We start from the raw sequence: 18,360 nt of genomic DNA, 5'->3' as shown, positions 1-18,360 counted from the left end.
GATTACACAACGTCCTTCCTGACTCGGAACCACGCAGCATACAGCGCAGGCAGGAACAATAGCGTCAACGCCGTCGCCACAATCAACCCACCCATGATCGCCACGGCCATCGGCCCGAAGAACACGCTACGTGACAGCGGGATCATCGCCAATACCGCCGCCAGGGCGGTCAGTACGATGGGACGGAAACGTCGCACCGTCGCCTCGATAATTGCCTGCCAGGGCGCCAACCCAGCCTTGATGTCCTGCTCGATCTGGTCCACCAGGATCACCGAGTTGCGCATGATCATCCCCGACAACGCGATGGTCCCCAGCATCGCCACGAAGCCAAAGGGCTGGCGGAACACCAGCAAGAACAGCGTCACGCCGATCAACCCCAGTGGCGCGGTCAGAAACACCATCGCCGTGCGTGAGAAGCTGCGCAGTTGCAGCATCAGTAAAGTCAGCACCACCACGATAAACAGTGGCACGCCCGCCTTGACCGAGTTTTGCCCGCGAGCGGAATCTTCCACGGTACCGCCGACTTCCAGCAGGTAACCGTCCGGCAATTCGGCGCGTACGCCTTCCAGAGTCGGCAAGATTTGCTGGACCAGGCTCGCCGGTTGTTCCTTGCCGTAGATATCGGCGCGGATGGTCACCGTCGGCAGGCGATTGCGGTGCCAGATGATGCCTTCTTCGAAGCCGTACTCCAGGGTGGCAATCTGCGACAAGGCGACACTTTTGCCGTTATCGGTCGGCACCGCCAGGCTCGGCAACAACGACAACTCGGTACGTTCATGGACAGTGCCGCGCAGGAGAATTTCGATCAACTCGTTATCTTCGCGGTACTGGCTGACACTGGAGCCGGTCAAGGAACTCTGGAGAAATTTCGACAGGTTGGCGGTGCTCACACCCAAGGCACGAGCGCGGTCCTGGTCGATATTGAGATAGACAACCTTGCTCGGCTCTTCCCAGTCCAGGTGCACGTTGACCACATGGGTATTTTCGCGAACCTTGGCCGCCACTTTGCGCGCCAGGGCCCGCACCTCTTCGATATGTTCACCCGTGACTCGGAACTGCACCGGGTAGCCAACAGGTGGCCCGTTCTCCAGGCGCGTGACCCGCGAGCGCAAGGCCGGGAATTGTTCATTGAGGGTCTCGATCAGCCAGATGCGCAAGCTTTCCCGCTCCTCGATAGTCTTGGCGAGTACGACAAACTGGGCAAAGCTGGCCGCCGGCAATTGCTGGTCCAGGGGCAGGTAGAAACGCGGCGAGCCGGTGCCAACATAGGCCACGTAGTTGTCGATACCGGCGTTTTCCTTGAGCAGCGACTCCAGACGCTTGACCTGATCGGCGGTGTTGCTCAGCGACGCGCCTTCGGCCAGCTTCAGATCAACCATCAACTCCAGCCGCCCGGAAGCCGGGAAAAACTGCTGGGGCACGAAGCGGAACAGCGCCACCGAGCCGATAAACAGCAGCAAGGTCAACACAATCACCGTCTTGCGTCGACTTACGCACCATTCCACCAAGCGTCTTACTCGCTGATAGAACGGCGTGCCGTAGGGATCAGGACCATCGGCACCATGCTTATCCGCGTGAATTTTCGCCAGGTCCGGCAGGAGTTTCTCCCCCAGGTACGGCACGAACACCACGGCGGCAACCCAGGAAGCCAGCAATGCAATGGTCACCACCTGGAAGATCGAACGGGTGTATTCGCCGGTACTCGATTGCGCGGTGGCAATCGGCAAGAAGCCCGCGGCGGTGATCAGTGTGCCGGTGAGCATCGGAAAGGCGGTGCTGGTCCAGGCGAAACTGGCGGCCCTGAGCCGGTCGTAACCCTGCTCCATTTTGATCGCCATCATTTCCACGGCAATAATCGCGTCGTCCACCAGCAAGCCGAGGGCAAGCACCAGGGCGCCGAGGGAAATCTTGTGCAGGCCAATCCCCAGGTAGTACATGGCAGCGAAAGTCATCGCCAACACCAGCGGAATCGCCAGGGCGACCACCATGCCGGTGCGCACGCCGAGGGAGAAGAAACTCACCAGCAACACGATCGCCAGCGCTTCAGCCAGGACCTGGACAAATTCGCCGACACTGGTCTTCACCGCCGCCGGTTGGTCGGAGACCTTGCGCAACTCCATGCCGGCCGGAAGGTTCTTCTGCAGGCGAGCGAACTGGCCTTCAAGGGCCTTGCCCAGCACCAGGATGTCACCGCCATCGCGCATGGCTACTGCCAGGCCGATGGCGTCGTCACCCATGTAGCGCATGCGTGGCGCCGGTGGATCGTTGAAGCCCCGGTGGATCTCAGCCACATCGCCGATGCGAAAGGTGCGATCACCGACGCGAATCGGGAAGTCACGAATTTCTTCTACCGTCTTGAAGTTGCCGGAGACCCGCAGTTGTATGCGCTCGCTGGGTGTTTCAAAGAAGCCTGCGGTGGAGACGGCGTTCTGTTCTTGCAAGGCCTGCTGAACCGCTACCAGCGGTAAACCGAGGGTGGCGAGTTTGAGGTTGGACAGTTCGATCCAGATCTTCTCGTCCTGCAAACCCAGCAGCTCGACCTTGCCCACATCCGGCACCCGCTGCAGCTGGATCTGGATGCGGTCGGCGTAGTCCTTGAGCACGGCGTAGTCGAAACCCTCACCGGTCAGGGCGTAGATGTTGCCGAAGGTAGTGCCAAATTCATCGTTGAAAAACGGGCCCTGGATGTCCGGCGGCAATGTCTGGCGAATGTCGCTGATCTTCTTGCGCACCTGGTACCAGAGGTCGGGGATCTGCTTTGAATACATCGAGTCCCGGGCGATGAAGGTGACCTGGGATTCGCCGGGGCGCGAGAAGGAAACGATGCGTTCGTAGTCACCGGTCTCCATCAATTTCTTTTCAATGCGCTCGGTAACCTGGCGCGAGACTTCCTGGGCCGTGGCCCCCGGCCAGTTGGTCTTGATGACCATGGCCTTGAAGGTAAACGGCGGGTCTTCGCTTTGCCCCAGCTTGGTGTAGGACAAAGTACCGACCACTGCCAGCAACAGCATCAGGAACAGTACGATCTGGCGATTGCGCAACGCCCATTCGGAAAGATTGAAACCCATCGGGGACTACTCCTTGTTGGCCGTCAGATTCACCGCCCGATTGGAGCGATCCACCGGGCGCACTTGCTGACCCTCATGGAGCACATGGACACCGGCGGCGATTACCCAGTCCGTGGGGTTCAGGCCTTCCAGCACCGGTACGCTTTTCTCGCCAAAGGCCCCGATTCGTACCGGCACTCGCTTGAGCGTGTTGTCGGACTGCACCAGCCAGACGTAGGACGCGCCGCTCTCCGCGCTTAAGGCCGACAGCGGCACAGACAACGTAATAACACCGTCGGCTTGTATGAATACTCGCGCACTCTGGCCCAGCTCTGCCGGGACTTTACCGCTGGCGAACGCAATACGGGCAGCGAAAGTGCGCGACTTGGGGTCTGCCGCTGGCGACAGCTCGCGAATGCGCCCAGTGAAGCGTTGGTCCGGCTGGCTCCACAACTCAACGGATACAGGCTGGCCGATCTTGAAGCGGCCAAAGCTTTGTTCCGGCAGGCTGATCAGCACTTCGCGCTCGCCATCAGTGGCCAGGGTGAACACAGTCTGGCCGGCGGACACCACCTGGCCAACTTCCACAGAGCGCTTGGCGACCACCCCATCCTGGGGCGCACGCAGCACGGCGTAGCCAGCCTGGTTGTTGGCAACGTCGAATTCAGCCTTGATCTGCTTGAGGCGTGCGTCCCCGGAACGGTACATGTTTTCGGAATTGTCGTACTGGGAGCGGCTGACCATCTGACGGTCCATCAGGGTCTTGTAACGGTCACGCTCGGCGCGTACCAGGCTCAGGTTCGCCTCGGCGGCGGCAACCTGGGCGCGGGTGGCTTCCAGTTGCAAGCGCACGTCCTGGGGGTCGAGTTCGGCCAGGGGCTGGTTGGCCTTGACCCTTTCGCCCTCCTCTACCAGTCGTCGACTGACTTTGCCGCCAATGCGAAAGGCCAGGTCCGGCTCATAGCGGGCGCGAACCTCACCCGGATAGCTGTCGGACGTCGCTGCCGAAGGCTGTGGCTGCACCACCATGGCCGGGCGGAGGGTGGTTTTCACCGCATCTTCATGGCCGCAGGCAGCCAACAGAAATACCAGGCTGACAGGCAACGCAAGGGGCAGAACAAAGCGACGCATGCTGAAGGACCTTTCGCTAATGGTGCTTGGAATAATTATACTGGCCGGTATGTTATTAATACCAAACTCACCAGTCCAGTATTAAAGTGAAAATGTCCGACAATCTCGTAAACACCAATAGCCCCGGGCGCCCCAAGGACATGGCAAAACGCCAGGCGATCCTTGAAGCCGCCAAAGTCCTGTTCTTGAGCAATGGCTACGCCAATACCAGCATGGATGCGGTGGCCCTTGAGGCGGGCGTATCAAAATTGACCGTCTACAGCCATTTTACCGACAAGGAGACGCTGTTCTCCGCTGCCGTCATCGCCAAGTGCGAAGAGCAGTTGCCGGTGATGTATTTCGAATTGCCTGACGGTGTGTGCGTCGAGAAGGTGTTGCTGAATATCGCCCGTGGTTTTCATGTGCTGGTCAACAGCGACGAATCGGTGAACCTGCATCGCCTGATGATGACCTCGGGCAGCCAGGACCCGAAACTCTCTCAGATCTTTTTCGAAGCAGGCCCCATGCGCATGCTGCAAGGCATGGAGCGCTTGCTGAGCAAGATTGCTCAGAGCGGCGCCCTGAGCATCGATAAGCCGCTTACCGCCGCCGAACACTTTTTCTGCCTGCTCAAGGGCACGGCGAATTTCCGGCTGTTATATGGCTGTGGCGGGCAGTTGAGCCCTGAGGCTGCCGAGGAACATGTACAGGACGTGGTGGGCTTATTTATGCGGGCGTACAGGGTTTAGCCCGGCTCCCTCGGGCGGGGAGCCTGGTTTCAGGACTTCAGCGCCCTCTTCGGATAGATATCATAGCGGCTGGACTTGCCATCCAGCGCATGGCTTGGCTTGGGCCCCTCAATGCAAGGCGCCTTGCGCGGGCGCTTGACCACCACCCGGTGGCTGGCCAGGGCCAACGCTGCTGCCAGCAAGGCCGGTGCATCCGGATCATCCCCCACCAGCGGGCGGAACAGGCGCATTTCTTTCTTCACCAGGGCGGTTTTCTCACGATGGGGAAACATTGGGTCGAGGTAGATGACCTGGGGCGGCTCGCCTTCCCAATTGCGCATCACCTCGATGGAATTGCCCTTGAGCAAGGTCATCCGCGCGACAATCGGCGCCACCTCGAAATCATCCGCGCCCCTAGCGATGCCGTCTTCCAGCAAGGCGCCAATCAGCGGCTGACGCTCGATCAGGCTCATCTCGCAACCCAGGCTGGCCAGCACGAACGCATCCTTGCCCAGCCCAGCCGTGGCGTCCAGCACCCGCGGGCGCACACCCTGGGCGATGCCCACGGCCTTGGCGATCATCTGCCCGCTGCCACCTCCGTATAAACGACGATGGGCCGCGCCGCCTTCGACAAAATCCACCCGCACCGGCCCAGGCGCGTCCGGCCCCAGCTGTTGCAACTGCAGGCCGTGCTCACCCACCTGCAAGGCAAAATCCGCCTCCTCCAACTGCAAAGGCAGCCCAAGCTGCTCGGCCCAGTGCTTGGCACGGGCTTGAAAGCCTTCGGCCAGGGCCTCGACCCGGATGCGGCTGGCCGCTGGTTGTTCGCTCATCTGTCGCCACGCTCAAAAATATTAAGGATCGGCAAAAAACGGCCGATAAAAAAATGATCAGGCATTTTGCCAGAGCTGAGCGTCGACCGAGAGAAATGTCAGACATTCCTTCCCAATTCACCGGTGTACTGCCGACCCACAACCACTACGGCCTGCGCAATTCCCAAGCGCTGGCCGGCGTCAGTCATGTGTGGCAGGACTTCTTCGCCCGAGCGCTCGCCGAGCAGCTCGGCGAAGAGCCGAGTGCGCTCGCCGCCAAGGAAGCGGTGCCGGTGGATGCCTCGGTGGAACCCAGCGCCGGCAGCGACCTGCTGACGCAAATCGTCACCCAGCGCCACTGCAATGTGCAGGACACCAAAATCGCCCCGCCTGAGCCGCTGTTCCTGCCGATTGCCGAATTCGAAATGCAATTACTGCCACCGGCCGCCGTCCCGTTCCCCGAGGAAGAGATCGTCGCCCAGCAGCGCCAGCAAAACTTTGAAAGCGGTTGGGTGCGTCCTATCGTACTGACCGCAGGCCTGCCACTGCCCGAGCCTGGCCCGGCACCGCAACCCCGGCCGCTGTTCCTGCCGATTGCCGAGTTCGAAATGGAGCTGCTACCCCCGGCCGCCGAACCCTTCCCGGCAGAAGAACTGGTGGAACAACAGAAGCAACTGGACTTCGACTGCGGCTGGGCACGCCCGCTGATCCTCCACAATCTGCGCCTGGCTGCCTGATCCTCAGCGACACACCCACCAACGCCCCATGTCCAGGTGAAAATGGTTACGGTGGGCGGCGTTGTAGTCCGGGCTCAACACCACATTGAAATCATTGCAGGCGCTGTCACGCACCTGACGCAAAAAACGCGCACTCGCGCCCTCGCCCGGCCAATCCTTAAGCACATTGATGCTGCGCCCGTCCGCCAGGCGAAACCCGGCAATATCCAGGGCATTGGCCGAGGCGTGTTGGCTCAGTCGGCCTTCGGTACGGTTATACATATTGCGACAGGCAAAACTGCCCAAGTGATCGACCCGCGTTACTGCCTGGCCAAACACCGCCTGGGCCGCTGGTTGCAGGCTATGGCGCTCGAACAGGGCAAAGGCTACGGCCAGCGGGCAACTGGCGAGAAAGCTGCTGCTCAGGCTCACATCGCCACCCTGGACGCGCAAGATATTGCGCAGTGGGCACGCGGCGTCGGCGAGGCTGTCCGCTTGATGAGTGACTCGCAAACCGGAGGTTTTCAGCACCTGATCGCACAACGCCGGATCATCCTGCAAACGCCCCAGCTTGAACCGGGTCAACAGGTTCGGTGATCCGCGCACGTCCAGCGGCGCCCAGGGATTCCACTCATCAGGCAGCGGCACCCAGCCGCGCCACACCGCCACGGCCAGCCCAACGGCCAAAACCAGCAGAACGCCCAGCACTTTGAAAAAGCGCACGGCTCAACCCTTGAACAGCTGATTGGCCTGACTGAACGGCATCGAACGTTCGGTAAACGTGAACGTCCCCAGCTCATGAACCTCCCGCGCAGCCCTGAAGAACTCACCGTAGGCCGCCAGGGCCATCGCCGAACCGACGCTGATGCGCTTGACGCCCATCTCGCTCAACTGCGCCACCGTGAGCCTGAGGCCGCCGGACATCAACACATTCACCGGCTTGGGCGCCACGGCCCGGACCACCGCCAGCACTTCTTCGGCGCTGCGCAGGCCCGGTGCATACAGCACATCGGCCCCCGCTTCGGCATAAGCCTGCAGGCGGCGGATGGTGTCGGGCAAATCCAGTTTGCCATGCAGGTGATTTTCCGCACGGGCCGTCAGCATGAACGGAAACGGCAGGCTGCGAGCGGCAGCAACGGCAGCTTCAACGCGCTCAACGGAAAGATCAAAGGGGTAGATAGGGTCGATGGCGATACCCGTGGCGTCTTCGATGGAGCCGCCGACGATTCCCGTGGCCGCAGCCCGCAGAATAGTCTCGGCGCAACCTTCAGGACTGTCGCTGAAGCCGTTTTCTAGATCGGCAGCTACCGGCAGCATCGTTGCCTGGGCGATCATCCCGGCATTGGCCAAGGTATCTTCAAGGGACAACGCGCCTTCGGCATCCGGGCGTCCAAGGCTGAAGGCAAAGCCGGCACTGGTGGTGGCCAGCGCTTCGTAGCCCAGGCTGGCGAGCATCTTGGCGGAGCCTGGGTCCCACGGATTAGGCATTACGAATGCGCGGTCGCGCTCATGCAAAGCCTTGAAGGTTTCGGCGCGAAGGGTTTGCGGGTCCATTGCTGACTCCTGGCGGGAAGAGGAGCTTTAGAGTAACCCCAGTTGCTGCGCTGCGGGCTCTCGATGTAGCTCAGGCAAGGCCGGCAGGCCAGGCAAGCGCACCATCAGTTTTTCATGGAAGCGCTGGGCCAGTTGCGCGGCCAAGCGGTTGTCGCTGGTGTGCAGGAACATGTACGGCGTGCGGCCTTCTTCGATCCAGCCGGCGACTTTTTCAACCCATGGCACCAGGAACGGATCATTGGCTTCCAGTTCTGGGTGGCCGATAAACCGCACCTGGGGAAACTGGGTCAGCGCCGCCGGACGAGTTGGCACCTTGGGCTTTTTCGACTGGGCGTGGAGCACCGCAGCTGAGGTCGAGGTGCAACTGAACAACGCGCGGGGGTCCAGGCAGATGCGCTCCACACCACGATCACGTAGCAAACGGTTGAGCATGCGTTCGGCATCGCCCTTGGCGAAGAATTCAGGGTGGCGCACTTCCACGGCCAGCGGCGGCTCCAATCCATCGATAAAGCCGGCCAGTTCCCCCAGGCGATGAGGCGCGAAACTGGCAGGCAGTTGCAGCCACAAGGGTGAGACTCGTTGCCCCAAAGGGCTCATCAGCCCAAGAAAACTCTGCGCCGCCGGCAATTGCTCACGCAAGTCGCCGCCATGACTGATATCACCCGGAAACTTGGCGGTAAAGCGAAAATGCTTGGGCATGATCTCCGACCAGCGCTGCACGGTGGCCACCGAAGGACGGGCGTAGAAAGTGGTGTTGCCTTCAACGGCGTTGAACACTTGAGAATAGAGCTCGAGGTAGTCGCTGGCGCGAGCGTCTTGCGGATACAGGTACTCGCGCCAGGCGTTTTCGCTCCAGGACGGGCAACCGAGGTAGTAAGGCAGCAGCATCAGATGTGTATATCGAGGCCCAGCACTTCCATATCCCATTCGACAAAGCCGGCAGTGGTCAGGTAGCTGGCCAGGGCGTTGGCAACGCTTTTGCTCATGGAGCGCGGGAAAACTATGTCTTGCTGGCGGGCAGGAACGCCGCTGATACGGGCACTGGAGGCACCCTGGGAGCGGGCGGAGACAGCAGAGCCTGAGGGCGTTTCTGGCTGGATTTCAACAAAGTCGGGCGAATCCTCGACGGACTCGTCTACCGTCACGTTAGCCTTGCGCGGCTTACGCTTGAGGGGGTAGGACTGGGATGAAAAGCCGTCTATACGCATGCATGCAGACTCGATATCAATGATGGCAATTTAGCGGCACTTTTCATGGCGCGCAAATGCTCTGGTGATAACTAGAACACATTAATTCGCAAAGGTTTAAAAGCAGGGGTGATTTCTGACGATTGGTGGTGTTTTTACTGACGTTCTGCCTTGGTCTTCGCCACTTTATCGCGCAGGTAAACCGGCTGTGCCTGATCAGCGGGAATGGCCTCGCCCCGAGCCCAGGCAAAACGCGCCAGGGTCAACAAGTCTTCGGCATGGGGCAACATTGCGGCGTCCTGGCCGTTGAGCGGGACTGCGATGCGCTCGGCATACCCCCAACCGGTACCGGCACCGAACCATTCACCGCGGGCATCCTCTGGCAAGGCGGCCACTTCGGGCGGCTGCACGGCTTCAACACCGACAAGGCGCATCTCGCCAGCGGTTTCTCGGTAGCAACCCCAATAGACCTCATCCATCCGCGCATCGATGGCCGCCGCGACCTGGCGTGCGCCATGTTCGCGAAACGCTCGCTGGGCCAGCACGGCGAGATTGGAAACTGGCAGCACCGGCCGTTCCAGGGCAAATGCCAGCCCCTGGACCACGCCAACGGCAATCCGCACGCCGGTGAACGCACCGGGGCCACGCCCGAAGGCGATGGCATCCACCGCCGACAAGGTGGTGCCCGCATCGATCAGCAACTGCTTGATCATCGGCAACAGCTTTTGCGCATGCAGGCGCGGGATCACCTCGTAGTGGCTCGTTACCTTGCCATCGTGCAGCAAGGCAACAGAGCAAGCTTCAGTCGCGGTGTCCAGGGCCAGCAAGGTGCTCATCGGTATTTGCGTCCACATTGAAAAGTGCGCCAGTATAAACAACAACGGCCCGCAAGCGGGCCGTTGAACATCAAGCTAATCGACTTATCAGCTCAGTGCTTCCAACACCTTGCCGGTGATGGCTTCAACCGAACCGACACCCGCGATGTGGCTGTACTTCGGCTTGCCATGGGCATCAGCCAGTTTTTGGTAGAAATCCACCAGCGGCTTGGTCTGGGAATGGTAGACCGACAGGCGATGACGCACGGTTTCTTCGGTGTCGTCCTTGCGCTGCACCAGCTCTTCGCCGGTGATGTCGTCCTTGCCTGCCACTTTTGGCGGGTTGTAGACGGTGTGGTAGATGCGGCCCGAGGCTTCGTGAACGCGACGACCGGCAATGCGCTGGACGATTTCTTCGTCGTCAACGGCGATTTCGACCACGTTGTCCAACTCCACGCCAGCCTTCACCAGCGCTTCAGCCTGGGGGATCGTGCGCGGGAAGCCATCGAACAGGAAGCCGTTCTTGCAGTCATCCTGGCTGATGCGTTCCTTGACCAGGTTGATGATCAGGTCATCGGATACCAGGCCGCCGCTGTCCATTACGCTTTTGGCGATCAGGCCCAGCTCGGTGCCAGCCTTGACGGCCGCACGCAGCATGTCGCCGGTGGATATTTGTGGAATGCCGAATTTTTCAGTGATGAACTTTGCCTGAGTACCTTTACCGGCCCCGGGAGCTCCCAGAAGAATGACGCGCATCGATGTGCTCCTCAATTTTTTTATAGAGATAACGCTCGGATTCGCCGCATGGGGCCAATCTCGGAAATATGGGTCTAGGCCGCCCAAACGGCCAAAGGCTGATCAAGATACACAGCAGGCCCTAACCACACAAGCCGCCAAAAGTCGGAGGAACCCGCGCTGAACAAGCCTTTTAGTCGAGGTATCCCCTGGTGCAACCCCAGCATAAAAACGCCAGCACCCCCTTTCGAGGCAGCCGGCGATTTTATCTGCAAGCGCTTGAGAACACGCCAAAAATGTTAGCCGGTATTGCGCAAACCGGCGGCAATACCGGCCACAGACACCAGCAGCGCCTGTTCCAGAGGGCTGTCCTGGGCCACTTCCTGTTGGCGAGAACGGGCCAGCAGTTCGGCCTGCAACAGATGCAGCGGGTCGAGGTAGGTGTTGCGCAGGCGGATGAACTCCAGGGTGTCTGGGCTATGAGCGAGCAACTGCGACTGACCGGTCAGGCCAAGCACCACACCGCACGCCTGCGACAATAGGTCGCGTAAATGCGCACCCAATGGCAGCAGGTCAGGCTGCACCAAGCGCTCGTCATACAACCGGGCGATATCGGCATCGGCCTTTGCCAGGACCATTTCCAGCATATCGATGCGGGTACGGAAGAACGGCCACTGCTCGCGCATCTGCCCCAGCAACTCGCCTTCACCGCGTTCCAGAGCCTTGCTCAAGGCGGCTTCCCAACCGAGCCAGGCCGGCAGCATCAGGCGGGTTTGGGTCCAGCCGAAGATCCATGGGATAGCCCGCAGGCTTTCTATACCGCCGGCACGACGCTTGGCCGGGCGACTGCCCAAAGGCAAGCGACCCAGCTCCTGCTCCGGGGTGGACTGGCGAAAATACTCGACGAACTGCGGGTTTTCCCGGACCACGGCACGATAGGCGCTGACACCGTCGGCGGCCAATTCATCCATCAAGTGACGCCAGGCGGGCTCGGGCGGTGGTGGCGGCAGCAAGGTCGCTTCCAGCACGGCGGCCAAATACAAGTTGAGGTTTTGCTCAGCGATATCCGGAAGGCCGAATTTAAAGCGGATCATTTCCCCTTGCTCGGTGGTACGGAAACGCCCGGCCACCGAACCCGGTGGCTGCGACAGAATCGCCGCGTGGGCCGGGCCGCCGCCACGGCCGACGGTGCCGCCACGACCATGGAACAACAGCAGTTCCACCTGCTGCTCGCGGCAGATGTCCACCAAGCGTTCCTGGGCTCGATATTGCGCCCAGGCTGCAGCGGTGGTGCCGGCATCCTTGGCCGAATCCGAATAGCCGATCATCACTTCCTGCGGGCCCTGCAACCGTGCGCGATAACCCGGCAGCAGCAATAGGCGCTCAATCACCGGGCCGGCGTTATCCAGGTCGGCGAGGGTTTCGAACAACGGCACCACGCGCATCGGCCGCTGCACGCCGGACTCTTTCAACAACAACTGCACCGCCAAGACATCCGACGCAGCACCGGCCATGGAGATGACGTAGGAACCCAAGGACGCCGCTGGCGCAGCGGCAATTTCCTTGCAGGTATTGAGCACCTCGGCGGTGTCGGCCGAGGGTTTGAAATAGCTCGGCAACAAGGGCCGACGGTTGGTCAATTCACGCATCAGGAAGCTGATGCGCGCGTCTTCGTCCCAGTCCTCATAACGACCCAGGCCCAGGTAGTCGGTGATTTCGGTCATGGCCGCCGAGTGGCGACTTGAGTCCTGGCGCACATCCAAACGCACCAGGAACAGGCCGAACGTGACCGCCCGACGCAGGCAATCGAGCAGCGGGCCGTCGGCAATCACGCCCATGCCGCAGGCGTGCAGGGACTGATAGCACAGCTCCAGCGGCTCCAACAGGTCGCGGTTGTTTTGCAGCACATCGGCGGGTGCCGGAGTGCTGGCCGTCAACGACGCGTGGGCCCAATTGCGGGTCGCCCGCAGGCGCTCGCGCAGTTGCTTGAGCAGCGCCCGGTAAGGTTCGCCGCTGTCGCCGACCTTGGCCTGCAACTCAGGGCTGGCCTGTTGCATCGACAGCTCGGACGCCAAGTGATCGATGTCGCGCAAGTACAGGTCAGCAGCCATCCAGCGGGCCAACAATAAAACTTCGCGGGTAACCGGCGCGGTGACGTTGGGATTGCCGTCGCGGTCGCCGCCCATCCATGAAGCGAAGCGAATCGGCGCCGCCTCCAACGGCAAATGCAGGCCCGTGGCAGCATGCAACGCGTGGTCAGCCTTGCGCAGGTAATGGGGGATGGCATGCCACAGGGAATGCTCTATCACCGCAAAGCCCCACTTGGCTTCGTCCACCGGGGTCGGCCGGGTACGGCGGATTTCTTCAGTGTGCCAGGCTTCGGCAATCAGCCGTTGCAGGCGCAGGCGAATCTGTTCGCGTTCGGCAGTCGTGAGGTCGCGGTGATCCTGCAGCGCCAGTTGCGCGGCGATGGCGTCGTATTTCTGGATCAGGGTGCGCCGGGCGACTTCGGTGGGGTGGGCGGTGAGGACCAGTTCAATATCCAGGCGACCCAGTTGGCGGGCCAGAGATTCAGCGCTATGGCCTTCACTCAGCAAACGCGCCAATAACTCTGGTAATACCCGTGACTCGAAAGGTGCCGGCTGCGATTCATCGCGGCGGTGAATCAGTTGATATTGCTCGGCGATATTGGCCAGGTTGAGGAACTGGTTGAAGGCCCGCGCCACTGGCAGCAGTTCATCTTCCTTCAGTTGATTGAGACTGGCGCTCAGCTCTTCACCTGCCGCCTGTTCCGAGGCAGCACCCCGGCGATCAGCCTTGGCGCCTTTGCGAATCTGCTCGATCTTGTCGAGAAACTCATCACCGTACTGCTCTCGAATCGTATTGCCCAACAGTTCACCCAGCAGGTGAACATCCTCACGCAAGCGTGCATCGATATCGCTCATCAGCCAATCTCCAGCCAGAAATCCGGGACGCTTTGATCTTCAAGAGTGCCGCCCGCGCCGGCTTCTTACAAGAGCCAGGACAATCGACTTTAAACCTTGAGACTTGCAGCTAGTCTCAATAGTGGGTCGCCGTATTATCCATGCGCTGACTGGTCACTCATCACCGCCCTCTGACCGTGGGTTCCATTGAGGTTGCCATGAAAATCCGAGAACTGGCCCAGCATTGGGAAGAAAACGCCAAGGGTCGCCTGACCAAGACTGAATACGCGATCCATTTGGATGTAGAGACCGCCGCCAGACTGGCGGCCATTTGTGAGATGTACCCCAAACGCAATACCGAAGAATTGCTCGGCGAACTGATCGGTGCCGCCCTTGAAGAGCTGGAAACCAGCTTCCCTTACATCAAGGGTCAGCATGTGATTACCACCGATGAAGAGGGCGACCCACTGTACGAAGAAAGCGAGCACGCAATAGGAAAAAGTGAAAATCTCCTGAGAGCTGCGTAAAACATGGCCTTCCGGTCATTTCAACGAACCATGAGCCGTAATGACAGCCACAGTCTAGGAAACACATCTGGCCAATCAGGAGATACCTTATGGACGCCTTCAAAACGATGCTCAGCAACTGGGAAAACAAAGCTCACGAAACCTCGAAGCTTGTTGAAATCACCCTGACCATTCGCAAACAAGACCTAGTGAAAATCAAGGCGTTTGCGGAAGCCTACGGACTAGATCAAAGCATCATCACGGAAGGTCTGATTCACACTGCTATAAAAGAAGCAGAAACAGCCATGCCCTACGTCAAAGGGGCTGAGGTGATCCGAGTGGAGGAAGGTGAAGAGATTTTTGCCGACGCTGGTAAGACACCCGCCTACGTCGAAGCTGAACAAGCAATTTCAAAGACCCTACGGGAATAGGGTCTGGGAGCCTGAATCTAGCCTCGCATGGGGCTATTCAGGCTGATTCTGTTGAAGACGCAACTCTTCCTCTACCTGAGCGTAAAGTTTTTCGTAACCTTTAAACTTACTCATTCGAACCCGATTCAACGGTGTCAGTTCTGAAAGCTTCAACAACGCACCATAAGTTTTCATAAAAATACTTCTAAAATCATCCGTAATATCCTTCTCAACCGAACGAACCTCACCACACTTCAGTAAAGCTCTAGCATGCCGCGTGAAATCTTTACTATTCAAACTACCAAAATACTCATAAAATTCATTATCTCCTTTTTGAGCTATCCCTCTTCTAAAATCCCCATCTGGGAAGCCCGACCCCTTTACGACTGCGAGAACGAGATCAGACAAGTCACCCTTCACTGCTAGGCTAGCAAAATATTCATCAAGTCTCATTGCCAGATAAGAATTACGCGGCCAAGGATAAACCTCATCTTTTTCCCGAACCCCAGATACAGGAAGGGTATTAGAACAGTAATCATCGATCACTGAGTTAATTAGCTCTTCTCGGCCCAATTCATAATAAATAGATGCAACAGAATCCAAATCATTTAACGTAAAACATTGCAAGGCTTTGGAGATCGCCTGTTCAAATGCACCAAACACTTCCGCTTCATTATTATCGAAAGACGAATGAAACAAATCCCATGCCAGCCCAAGAAGAGCAATATCCGCATCATGCCTTATCTTATTTTCTAAAGCATTGACAAGGAGCCCTAATGCATCCTCATCCGCATAACCTTTCTTTATTAGATTGATTATTGCAACATCAAACTCATCACACTTTCCAAAGCCGTACTCATCAAGATAAACACTCTTCTCTTTTTCAATTCGCTTGCTTTCTAACTCATCTGCTGATGCATTAGGATCATCTGGCATATAAGAAAACAAACTGCCTTGATAAGCCAAAATAAAATCAACGTCAACCTTACTCTTGTCCCTTCCATACACAGCAAGCACTGCAAGAGGCAATGTACTATGAGCTTGCTGAATTACTCTAGAATGAGCATTCTTTAATGCACCATCAAGCACGCCTGCAAACAAGGCAATTTTTTTCAACAACCGAATATTATTTATATTTAATTTTATCGCATTCTCAGCTACCCCCTTACGATCATCCCCTGCAGAGTCGAAAACAAGCTTGACCGACTCTTGTACGGAAGGACTAAATGTTACTTCGTAGTCAAAAACCTTTTCGCTGAAGGTGAAAAATTCATCGTTTTTCTCTAGCGACCCTTCATTAAGGACAAGGATAACTGAGCAGTCTTTAGACTCGATCAGGTTTGAAACCAAACCTAAAACGTCTCTCGCTGATAGAGAATTACCTCGACGCTCAAAATCGTCGATACAAATAATAGTATCAGCCACCAATGAATATTGAACTGAATCGATAACACTACCTAAGCTTCCAACAAAGGGAATTTTGACTCCCCTACCATGACCAAAATTTCTCTTTAACCATCCAGCACCATCACTGAAATCAAGTTTCTTAAGATTCGCGATTACTGAATCTTTTGTAGTGACATCACCAGCTTTCTTGCTAGGAACAGAATTCTCAAAAATTGAACGTTTTAAGTCAGCTAAAGAATTGATGCCGAAAAGTGAAACGTAAGAATAGTTGTTGCGAGCAAAACTAGATCGATGCTTCGTGATTACAGAATTCCAGAGATAGGTTTTCCCTGTCCCCCACTCCCCTTTCAAGACGATTGCAGAACCCATTTGCTTAACAGCAAAATCGTGCAGTGCTTTTTCGACTTGGATAACAGACATTAATGTATTCCCTTAGCCTTATCTTCAATTGCCATCTCGTTACTCCTTAACCAATACCCATGGTTCATTTTTTATCGTTCTTACAAGCTGGCTTCCTTCAACACCTAGCAATTTCATTTTAACGTTAGCAGTTCTATCAGCAATTTCCGAATAGAGGCATAGTTCGAAACCAATCAATTTTGTTTCGAGTGGCGGAGGAGATATAGTATTTCCAAACATCACTAAATTAGGTGCTTCAATCTGACTCATGAAAATCTCAGACTTAGGGCCCTGTCCGTCAATAGCTTTCATCATATCTGGCCCCAGAGATGAAAACTCAGCATTCCAGACTTCACTTCCAGCATCAACGCTATCAACTACAGAGCCTTCAATTACATGATAATACTGATTGATACGTAGCTCGTCCTCTTCTTCAATTACGAAAGAACGTAAAATCAGAGGCTCGTTTATTTTTCCAGCAATAGCCCTCCCCTTTTCGAGCATTTGAATCATCCAACGAAAATAACTGAAAAACCCTTCATACTCCGCCGACAATTCCTCCCCAATCCTGACTGGTTCATCCTTAAAGAAAAACTCGATGGAAATTCTAACCCCAGAATGCCCAGCAATAAATCTTGCTGCCTTCAGAGCCTTGTTAAAACCAGGTAACTCATTAAATGGTTTATCTTGCCAAGCTAGGAGACTGAAATTCAATTCAAGCTTAATCTCAGCAGGAGTTAATTGATGATGATATTTAAAAGATAAAATACCACCTAATGCCTCACCTTGGATTTTAAATTTATTTTTTCCAGAAAAAGATTCAGACTCTATCGTTGCCAATTCAAATTCATCACCATTATCGGCAACAAGATAAATCACCGTATCAATTTTCTTCCTGACACCGCCGACAACCAATCTTCCTTCGCTCGACTTTTCAGACACAGCCTCAAATAATGGAGAGCCAACAAATTCAAAATCTTGAAGCGGTATTTCAATAGATTCGCCTGTATTAACGAGGTGCATCCATGCGTCTTTCATTTTCTGTTCAATATCTTCAGTTTTAAACTTTAGACTTATTTTTGGCTTTTCGCCGGGCTTGGCCGACACTCTATGAAAAATGCCTTTTTCAGAAACGCTTACAGACACCTCAAAACGAGAATCCAACTCTGAAATACTTTGCTTATAAGCAGAAAAAAACTCTAAGACAGGTGCATTTAACGGATTACTAGAATTTTTTAAACTAAAAGTCAGAGCCTTCACAACCTCATTTCGAACGGTTTCCGACAGTTCGAAGGGCGTAATAGACCTCTGACCTATTAACGACATTGCCCGCACTTCGGCCCTTCTCTTCCACTCATGAAGTAGAGCAATTGGATAGCGAACCTCGTCGTGATCGATAATTACAGAACAAGAAGCACATAACCAGATACCATTCTTGTAAGACTTCCTTTCGAGTTGCGACTGTGCTTTATCATAGCGAGCAGCACCCGGACCCGGTGCTGCAGCACAGATATGGGCTGCAACTCCATTACCAGCATAGTTATTTCGTTCCAGATTTGAGCCTACAGTATGGTTTAAACAATCAGGATTGGAGCAAACTCCTGCAACCATATGTTGTAAAAGTAATTTGGTCGGCTTATCAAAATCGTGCCTCGGGTGATTTTTAATTTTTGAGCCATCTGGCAGTGTCACGTACTCATCAGGTTTTTTTTTGGTCACAACTCGTTCTCGAATTTCATTAAGTCTTGTCACAAGCTTCACATCGCTTGTGGGATTCATAGCGTAATTTCCATACACAAGAATAGCTCTTAGCCATACTGTACAGACATACAAAGGTCTGAGCAGCTGAAGCTTGGCTTAGATTGAGAAAAGCTATTAGCCTGGGCGGCGGCAAAAACTGAGTGCAACACCTGACCTTTCCGGTACGGTGCTGCCCCTATGTCTTATACCGAACTCAGCGTTGAAGAGCGCGCCACCATTCAAATCAGTCATGCCCAAGGCTTCAGCCTG

The 18,360-nt window shown here is 56.3% G+C and carries 16 protein-coding genes; 4 read left to right on the top strand and 12 right to left on the bottom strand.

Annotated elements, in window-relative coordinates:
• Nucleotides 1-2: 2 nt before the first annotated feature.
• Both FQ182_RS18845 and FQ182_RS18840 read right to left on the bottom strand, forming a co-directional pair.
• Nucleotides 3-3,068, bottom strand: a complete 3,066-nt coding sequence (locus tag FQ182_RS18845) for an efflux RND transporter permease subunit (RefSeq protein ID WP_149412977.1) — start codon at nt 3,066-3,068, stop codon at nt 3-5.
• Between the two features lie 6 nt (nt 3,069-3,074).
• Nucleotides 3,075-4,178 (bottom strand): efflux RND transporter periplasmic adaptor subunit, encoded by a 1,104-nt coding sequence (locus FQ182_RS18840; protein WP_149412976.1) that lies wholly within the window; start codon nt 4,176-4,178, stop codon nt 3,075-3,077.
• A 92-nt stretch (nt 4,179-4,270) separates the two neighbouring features.
• On the opposite strand from FQ182_RS18840, the gene FQ182_RS18835 reads away from it, so the two are divergent.
• Nucleotides 4,271-4,906: a TetR/AcrR family transcriptional regulator gene (locus tag FQ182_RS18835; RefSeq protein WP_149412975.1), complete on the top strand. Its 636-nt coding sequence runs from the start codon at nt 4,271-4,273 to the stop codon at nt 4,904-4,906.
• A 29-nt stretch (nt 4,907-4,935) separates the two neighbouring features.
• Here the strand turns inward: FQ182_RS18835 and FQ182_RS18830 are convergent, their stop codons facing one another.
• Entirely contained in the window at nt 4,936-5,718 is a 783-nt protein-coding gene (locus FQ182_RS18830) for a class I SAM-dependent methyltransferase (protein ID WP_149412974.1), read from the bottom strand.
• Between the two features lie 95 nt (nt 5,719-5,813).
• Here FQ182_RS18830 and FQ182_RS18825 point away from each other — a divergent pair, with 95 nt between their 5' ends.
• Nucleotides 5,814-6,434 (top strand): energy transducer TonB, encoded by a 621-nt coding sequence (locus tag FQ182_RS18825; protein WP_149412973.1) that lies wholly within the window; start codon nt 5,814-5,816, stop codon nt 6,432-6,434.
• 3 nt (nt 6,435-6,437) lie between these two features.
• On the opposite strand, the gene FQ182_RS18820 is transcribed toward FQ182_RS18825, so the two are convergent.
• The 7 genes from FQ182_RS18820 to ppc all read right to left on the bottom strand — a co-directional run bounded on the left by FQ182_RS18820 (nt 6,438) and on the right by ppc (nt 13,649).
• A complete protein-coding gene (locus FQ182_RS18820; RefSeq protein ID WP_149412972.1) occupies nt 6,438-7,136 on the bottom strand; it encodes an extensin family protein in 699 nt (232 codons plus the stop codon).
• A gap of 3 nt (nt 7,137-7,139) precedes the next feature.
• A complete protein-coding gene (locus FQ182_RS18815; RefSeq protein WP_149412971.1) occupies nt 7,140-7,967 on the bottom strand; it encodes an isocitrate lyase/phosphoenolpyruvate mutase family protein in 828 nt (275 codons plus the stop codon).
• Nucleotides 7,968-7,994: 27 nt separating this feature from the next.
• Nucleotides 7,995-8,855, bottom strand: a complete 861-nt coding sequence (locus FQ182_RS18810) for a DUF72 domain-containing protein (RefSeq protein WP_149412970.1) — start codon at nt 8,853-8,855, stop codon at nt 7,995-7,997.
• Complete coding sequence (locus FQ182_RS18805; RefSeq protein WP_149412969.1) at nt 8,855-9,175, bottom strand: hypothetical protein; 321 nt, start codon at nt 9,173-9,175, stop codon at nt 8,855-8,857. Before FQ182_RS18805 ends, FQ182_RS18810 begins: the two co-directional genes overlap by 1 nt.
• A gap of 134 nt (nt 9,176-9,309) precedes the next feature.
• Nucleotides 9,310-9,990 carry a tRNA (adenosine(37)-N6)-threonylcarbamoyltransferase complex dimerization subunit type 1 TsaB gene (tsaB, locus tag FQ182_RS18800; RefSeq protein WP_149412968.1) on the bottom strand — a complete coding sequence of 227 codons (681 nt, stop codon included), beginning with the start codon at nt 9,988-9,990 and terminating at the stop codon, nt 9,310-9,312.
• Between the two features lie 87 nt (nt 9,991-10,077).
• Nucleotides 10,078-10,725, bottom strand: coding sequence for an adenylate kinase (gene adk / locus FQ182_RS18795; RefSeq protein ID WP_149412967.1), 648 nt, complete (start codon nt 10,723-10,725; stop codon nt 10,078-10,080).
• A 278-nt stretch (nt 10,726-11,003) separates the two neighbouring features.
• Entirely contained in the window at nt 11,004-13,649 is a 2,646-nt protein-coding gene (gene ppc, locus FQ182_RS18790; protein ID WP_149412966.1) for a phosphoenolpyruvate carboxylase, read from the bottom strand.
• Nucleotides 13,650-13,846: 197 nt separating this feature from the next.
• Between ppc and FQ182_RS18785 the strand changes: the two genes are divergently transcribed.
• Complete coding sequence (locus FQ182_RS18785; protein WP_149412965.1) at nt 13,847-14,155, top strand: hypothetical protein; 309 nt, start codon at nt 13,847-13,849, stop codon at nt 14,153-14,155.
• A gap of 89 nt (nt 14,156-14,244) precedes the next feature.
• Nucleotides 14,245-14,565 carry a hypothetical protein gene (locus FQ182_RS18780; RefSeq protein WP_149412964.1) on the top strand — a complete coding sequence of 107 codons (321 nt, stop codon included), beginning with the start codon at nt 14,245-14,247 and terminating at the stop codon, nt 14,563-14,565.
• 33 nt (nt 14,566-14,598) lie between these two features.
• On the opposite strand, the gene FQ182_RS18775 is transcribed toward FQ182_RS18780, so the two are convergent.
• Nucleotides 14,599-16,371 carry a P-loop NTPase fold protein gene (locus FQ182_RS18775; RefSeq protein WP_149412963.1) on the bottom strand — a complete coding sequence of 591 codons (1,773 nt, stop codon included), beginning with the start codon at nt 16,369-16,371 and terminating at the stop codon, nt 14,599-14,601.
• A 39-nt stretch (nt 16,372-16,410) separates the two neighbouring features.
• Complete coding sequence (locus FQ182_RS18770) at nt 16,411-18,129, bottom strand: hypothetical protein (protein ID WP_149412962.1); 1,719 nt, start codon at nt 18,127-18,129, stop codon at nt 16,411-16,413.
• Nucleotides 18,130-18,360: the final 231 nt, after the last annotated feature.

Origin of the sequence: Pseudomonas sp. ANT_H4 (assembly GCF_008369295.1) — a bacterium.
GTDB lineage: Bacteria > Pseudomonadota > Gammaproteobacteria > Pseudomonadales > Pseudomonadaceae > Aquipseudomonas.
This window is presented reverse-complemented; position numbering and strand designations above follow the sequence as displayed.

Coding starts and splice junctions, on each gene's coding strand:
- FQ182_RS18785 (WP_149412965.1), top strand. CDS start 13,847: ATGAAAATCCGAGAACTGGCCCAGCATTGGGAAGAAAACGCCAAGGGT.
- FQ182_RS18770 (WP_149412962.1), bottom strand. CDS start 18,129: ATGAATCCCACAAGCGATGTGAAGCTTGTGACAAGACTTAATGAAATT.
- FQ182_RS18825 (WP_149412973.1), top strand. CDS start 5,814: ATGTCAGACATTCCTTCCCAATTCACCGGTGTACTGCCGACCCACAAC.
- FQ182_RS18845 (WP_149412977.1), bottom strand. CDS start 3,068: ATGGGTTTCAATCTTTCCGAATGGGCGTTGCGCAATCGCCAGATCGTA.
- FQ182_RS18830 (WP_149412974.1), bottom strand. CDS start 5,718: ATGAGCGAACAACCAGCGGCCAGCCGCATCCGGGTCGAGGCCCTGGCC.
- FQ182_RS18840 (WP_149412976.1), bottom strand. CDS start 4,178: ATGCGTCGCTTTGTTCTGCCCCTTGCGTTGCCTGTCAGCCTGGTATTT.
- FQ182_RS18775 (WP_149412963.1), bottom strand. CDS start 16,371: ATGTCTGTTATCCAAGTCGAAAAAGCACTGCACGATTTTGCTGTTAAG.
- tsaB (WP_149412968.1), bottom strand. CDS start 9,990: ATGAGCACCTTGCTGGCCCTGGACACCGCGACTGAAGCTTGCTCTGTT.
- FQ182_RS18780 (WP_149412964.1), top strand. CDS start 14,245: ATGGACGCCTTCAAAACGATGCTCAGCAACTGGGAAAACAAAGCTCAC.
- FQ182_RS18815 (WP_149412971.1), bottom strand. CDS start 7,967: ATGGACCCGCAAACCCTTCGCGCCGAAACCTTCAAGGCTTTGCATGAG.
- FQ182_RS18805 (WP_149412969.1), bottom strand. CDS start 9,175: ATGCGTATAGACGGCTTTTCATCCCAGTCCTACCCCCTCAAGCGTAAG.
- ppc (WP_149412966.1), bottom strand. CDS start 13,649: ATGAGCGATATCGATGCACGCTTGCGTGAGGATGTTCACCTGCTGGGT.
- adk (WP_149412967.1), bottom strand. CDS start 10,725: ATGCGCGTCATTCTTCTGGGAGCTCCCGGGGCCGGTAAAGGTACTCAG.
- FQ182_RS18835 (WP_149412975.1), top strand. CDS start 4,271: ATGTCCGACAATCTCGTAAACACCAATAGCCCCGGGCGCCCCAAGGAC.
- FQ182_RS18810 (WP_149412970.1), bottom strand. CDS start 8,855: ATGCTGCTGCCTTACTACCTCGGTTGCCCGTCCTGGAGCGAAAACGCC.